At 52.8% G+C, this 4,621-nt stretch carries 4 protein-coding genes, 4 tRNA genes and 1 rRNA gene; 1 reads left to right on the forward strand and 8 read right to left on the reverse strand.

Features of this window, described 5'->3' with window-relative positions:
* The 5 genes from JS46_RS22420 to JS46_RS22440 all read right to left on the reverse strand — a co-directional run.
* Positions 1 to 208: GTP-binding protein (locus JS46_RS22420; RefSeq protein ID WP_033756001.1), on the reverse strand; the 208-nt coding region annotated here is incomplete at its 3' end.
* A gap of 107 nt (positions 209 to 315) precedes the next feature.
* Positions 316 to 391 (reverse strand) — tRNA-Thr (locus JS46_RS22425).
* Positions 392 to 396: 5 nt separating this feature from the next.
* A tRNA-Gly gene (locus JS46_RS22430) sits at positions 397 to 471 on the reverse strand.
* A 192-nt stretch (positions 472 to 663) separates the two neighbouring features.
* Positions 664 to 748 (reverse strand) — tRNA-Tyr (locus JS46_RS22435).
* 7 nt (positions 749 to 755) lie between these two features.
* Positions 756 to 831: transfer RNA gene (locus JS46_RS22440), tRNA-Thr, on the reverse strand.
* 535 nt (positions 832 to 1,366) lie between these two features.
* Here JS46_RS22440 and coaA point away from each other — a divergent pair.
* Positions 1,367 to 2,317 carry a type I pantothenate kinase gene (gene coaA / locus JS46_RS22445; RefSeq protein WP_033756003.1) on the forward strand — a complete coding sequence of 317 codons (951 nt, stop codon included), beginning with the start codon at positions 1,367 to 1,369 and terminating at the stop codon, positions 2,315 to 2,317.
* Between the two features lie 33 nt (positions 2,318 to 2,350).
* Here coaA and birA read toward each other — a convergent pair whose 3' ends face one another.
* From birA to rrf, 3 genes are all read right to left on the reverse strand, one after another.
* Complete coding sequence (gene birA / locus JS46_RS22450) at positions 2,351 to 3,310, reverse strand: bifunctional biotin--[acetyl-CoA-carboxylase] ligase/biotin operon repressor BirA (protein WP_033756005.1); 960 nt, start codon at positions 3,308 to 3,310, stop codon at positions 2,351 to 2,353.
* Positions 3,307 to 4,344, reverse strand: coding sequence for a UDP-N-acetylmuramate dehydrogenase (gene murB, locus JS46_RS22455; RefSeq protein ID WP_033756007.1), 1,038 nt, complete (start codon positions 4,342 to 4,344; stop codon positions 3,307 to 3,309). Before murB ends, birA begins: the two co-directional genes overlap by 4 nt.
* Positions 4,345 to 4,501: 157 nt before the next feature.
* Positions 4,502 to 4,617, reverse strand: a 5S ribosomal RNA gene (gene rrf / locus JS46_RS22460).
* Positions 4,618 to 4,621 lie beyond the last annotated feature (4 nt).

Here is a 4,621-nt window from a genome sequence, read left to right on the forward strand (position 1 = left end):
ACTCAACGTGAGAGGTGTTGATGGTGATACCACGTGCTTTCTCTTCCGGCGCGTTATCGATCTGGTCGAATGCGCGAGCCTGGCCGCCGTAGGTTTTAGCCAGAACGGTGGTGATTGCTGCAGTCAGGGTGGTTTTACCGTGGTCAACGTGACCGATGGTGCCCACGTTTACGTGCAGTTTGTTACGTTGAAATTGCTCTTTAGCCATCGCTTGTCCCTCTAAGACACGGATATATCAAAGATATCATCACATCAACCAGGCTTTGCCTGAATGCAGGATTTACAGAGAGAGAATCAGGGAGGAGATAAAGGAAGTGGTGCTGATACCCAGAGTCGAACTGGGGACCTCACCCTTACCAAGGGTGCGCTCTACCAACTGAGCCATATCAGCACATCTGGAGCGGGCAGCGGGAATCGAACCCGCATCATCAGCTTGGAAGGCTGAGGTAATAGCCATTATACGATGCCCGCATCCTGGAACTCGGCTACCTGTTCTTTCTGTAGCTTGTGAATAATAAGAGATGTTCCCCTACTATTCGAAGTCTGCCAGCGTTGCTGACCGACTTTAACTGTGCCGAAGCGCAGTTTGAATTTGGGGTGAGAGAAGTGACTCACCGACAGACAAACAGGTTGTTTATCTGCTCCCAACCGACAAGGTTGAGATGGTGGTGGGAGAAGGATTCGAACCTTCGAAGTCTGTGACGGCAGATTTACAGTCTGCTCCCTTTGGCCGCTCGGGAATCCCACCTACTTGATGGTGCCGGCTACCGGAATCGAACTGGTGACCTACTGATTACAAGTCAGTTGCTCTACCAACTGAGCTAAGCCGGCATCAAGTGACGCGCATTCTAGGAAGGTCGGGGACAGGATGCAACAAAAAAATCACTGAAATAACTCTATTGCTTACTATTTGTGCAAATCCTCGCATTTTAGCGTTTTAGTGAAGGAAATTTAGACGATTCCAGCGAATTTTATTCAGCTGCGACCCTGTTTTTATCGCATGAACTCAGCCAGCCTGACGGCTGCCACGCGGTTTTTTTGCTCACTTAACGAGAATAAAAATGAGAAAATTTTCGCGGCTGCACATTTTTCCCGCGACCAGTAAAAAAGTTACGCATAAGGCAGGGTCTCTGCCGGGCGAGTTTGTGAGATGCCTGGCGTGCTGAAGCCGGGCTTATGCGCAGCCGCTTGCGAAAGCGTGCGCGGATTTATCATTTTTCTTCTTTTTATTGTCACACTGATGTTAACCTCCAGCCCATTGTTCTCAGTAAAGACTTTGTGACATGCCGCTATGGTTCTCATATCGCTACAGGTTTTTAATCTGCGTGATATGAATCAGCCTTAATCTGCAGTCAGACGCATACTTATGAATAAAAAGAATTCACCTCTGACCACGCCCTATTTAGAGTTCACGCGCAAGCAGTGGGCCGCCCTACGTAATTCTGTGCCGATGACCTTAACGGAAGAGGAGATCGCGCAGCTGAAAGGCATTAATGAAGATTTGTCTCTGGAAGAGGTCGCAGAGATTTATCTGCCTTTATCGCGCCTGCTTAACTTCTATATCAGCTCCAACCTGCGTCGTCAGGCAGTGCTGGAGCAATTCCTCGGCACGGACGGCCAGAAGATCCCTTATATTATCAGCATCGCCGGCAGCGTAGCCGTGGGGAAAAGCACCACCGCGCGCGTCTTGCAGGCGCTGCTGAGCCGCTGGCCTGAGCATCGCAAAGTAGAGCTCATTACCACCGATGGCTTTCTGCATCCTAATGCGGTGCTAAAAGAGCGCGGCCTGATGAAGAAGAAAGGCTTCCCTCAGTCTTATGATATGCATCGGCTGGTTAACTTCGTTTCCGCACTGAAATCAGGCGCCAGTCAGGTCACTGCGCCGGTTTATTCTCATCTGGTGTATGACGTTATCCCGGATGGCGATAAAGTCGTGCATCAGCCTGATATATTGATTCTCGAAGGCCTGAATGTTCTGCAGAGCGGGATGGATTATCCTCACGATCCACACCACGTCTTTGTGTCGGACTTCGTCGACTTCTCTATCTATGTAGATGCGCCTGAAGATCTGCTACAGCGCTGGTATATCAATCGCTTTTTAAAATTCCGTCAGGGCGCTTTCACCGATCCCGATTCCTATTTTCACCACTATGCGCAGCTCTCCGAAGAGGAGGCCGTGCAGATCGCTACTGGGCTGTGGAAAGAGATCAACTGGCTGAATTTAAAAGAGAACATATTGCCGACCCGCGAAAGAGCCAGTTTGATTATGACCAAAGGCGGCAACCATGCCGTCGACCGGGTCAGGCTCAGGAAATAGCATTAAAAAAGCCTGCATCGCGCAGGCTTTTTATTACTGAGGGCGAAGGGATATTTCGCCGCCTACCCAGGATTTTACCTCGCCATCCTGTTCAAGCAGCAGCCCGCCCTGCTTATCTATGCCGCGCGCGATGCCGTGGATCTCGCGTTCACCTATTAATAGCTTAACGGGTCGATTGAAGAAGTTATCCAGCGCTTTCCAGCGCTCGGTGAAAGGTGCTAATCCATCACGTTCAAAGAGCGGTAGCGCCTCGCGCAGGCTGTTTATCAGCTTTGCAGCCAGATCGTTTCGATCAATCGCAATCCCGGCTTCCTGCAGATTGATCCAGCCCTGATTGATCTGCGCCGCTTCCGCGCCGCGCATCGCCAGGTTAATACCGGCACCCATCACAATTTGCGCGGCGTCGCCTGTTTTCCCCGTTAGCTCAACCAGAATGCCCGCCAGTTTACGATCCTGTAGGTAGAGATCGTTAGGCCACTTCACGCGTACGTCTTGCGCGCCCAGCTGCTGCAGGGTTTCGGCGATGACAATGCCGATAACCAGACTCAGCCCCATCGCGGCCGCAGGGCCCTGTTCGAGACGCCAGTACATCGACATATAGAGATTAGCGCCGAAAGGTGAGAACCATTGCCGTCCTCGACGTCCTCGACCCGCCTGCTGGTATTCGGCGATACAGGCATCGCCTGATTGCAGCTCGTTCATCCGCTCCAGCAGGTACTGGTTGGTTGAGTCGATAACCGGAATGATTGCCAGGTTAGGCTGATGCAGCTGCGCCAGTATCGCTTCTTCATTCAACAGCTGCATCGGCGCAGGCAGGCTATAGCCTTTACCCGTGACCGTATAGATATCCAGACCCCAGCTTTTAAGCGTCTGGATATGTTTGTTGATCGCCGCGCGGCTCATTCCCAGTGATTCGCCAAGCTGTTCGCCGGAATGAAATTCGCCGTCTGAGAGTATTTCAACCAGCTTTAGCGGGATGCTATGGTCTTTCATAGGATTGCCTCTACAGCGTTGCACTCGCCCTGTGCCGCGATAAAACGCACCTCGGGCTCAAGCCATACATCAAATTTTTGTCCGACGCGGGCGCGTACGGCTTTCGCCAGCGCGACGATATCCTGAGAGGTAGCGTGGTCGGCGTTAATCAGCACCAGCGCCTGCTGCTGATGTACTGCCGCGCCGCCGACGCGAAAACCTTTCAGCTGACACCGATCGATTAACCAGCCTGCCGCCAGTTTTACCTCGCCCTCTTTCTGCGGATAGAAAGGCATGTCCGGATAGGCAAGCTTCAGCTGCTCTGCCTGCTCGCGGCTTATCAGCGGATTTTTGAAGAAGCTGCCAACATTACCCGTCACGCGCGGATCCGGCAGCTTACTCTGACGCATATGGCATACGGCATGAAAGACTTCCCAGGCGGTTACCGTGGCAGGATTGAGACGCGTTAAATCGCCATAGGTTAGCACCGGCTGCCAGCTTTTTTTCAGGCTAAGCCCCACGGCGATAATGGCATATCCCTGCTGGTACTGATGCTTAAAGATGCTATCACGATAACCGAATGCGCACGCTTCGCGCGACAGACGCTGCGTCGCACCCGTCTCGAGGTTCAGTACATCGACATAGTCGCAAACATCTTTGAACTCGACGCCATAGGCGCCGATATTTTGTATCGGCGCCGAGCCTGACATACCAGGGATCAACGCCAGGTTTTCGAGTCCAGGGATCCCCTTTTTCAGGGTCGCCTCTACAAGGGCGTGCCAGTTTTCACCGGCGCCGACGTGCAGCTTCCAGACCTCGTCCTGCTCCTGAATATCGATGCCTTTGATGCGGTTAAGCACGACGGTACCGGCAAAATCGTCCAGAAAAAGCACGTTGCTGCCTTCGCCCAGCAAAATAAAAGGCTGATGCGCGGCTCTGGCATCTTGCCAGGCATTGAGGATCATTTCCGGCGTCTCAGCGAGAACGCGATCGCGTGCGTGGATCGCCAGACCGAGGGTGTTGTCAGCTTGCAGAGAAGGATACTGGAGGGACATTATGTGGCCTTTACGAAATTATCTGCGCGTAGTTTACCGCATCAGTTCAGGCTTGTAGGGAAGTTTTGATGGCGTTGCGCCGGGAAATAGAGTTTTTTCGCCGAGCGCCAGATGTAAAAAAGCCCTCTGCTGACGCAGAGGGCTTTTTTGTTTGGATGCCTGGCAGTTCCCTACTCTCGCATGGGGAGGCCCCACACTACCATCGGCGCTACGGCGTTTCACTTCTGAGTTCGGCATGGGGTCAGGTGGGACCGCCGCGCTAAGGCCGCCAGGCAAA

This window comes from Pantoea sp. NGS-ED-1003 (assembly GCF_000738765.1).
GTDB classification, from domain to species: domain Bacteria; phylum Pseudomonadota; class Gammaproteobacteria; order Enterobacterales; family Enterobacteriaceae; genus Pantoea; species Pantoea septica.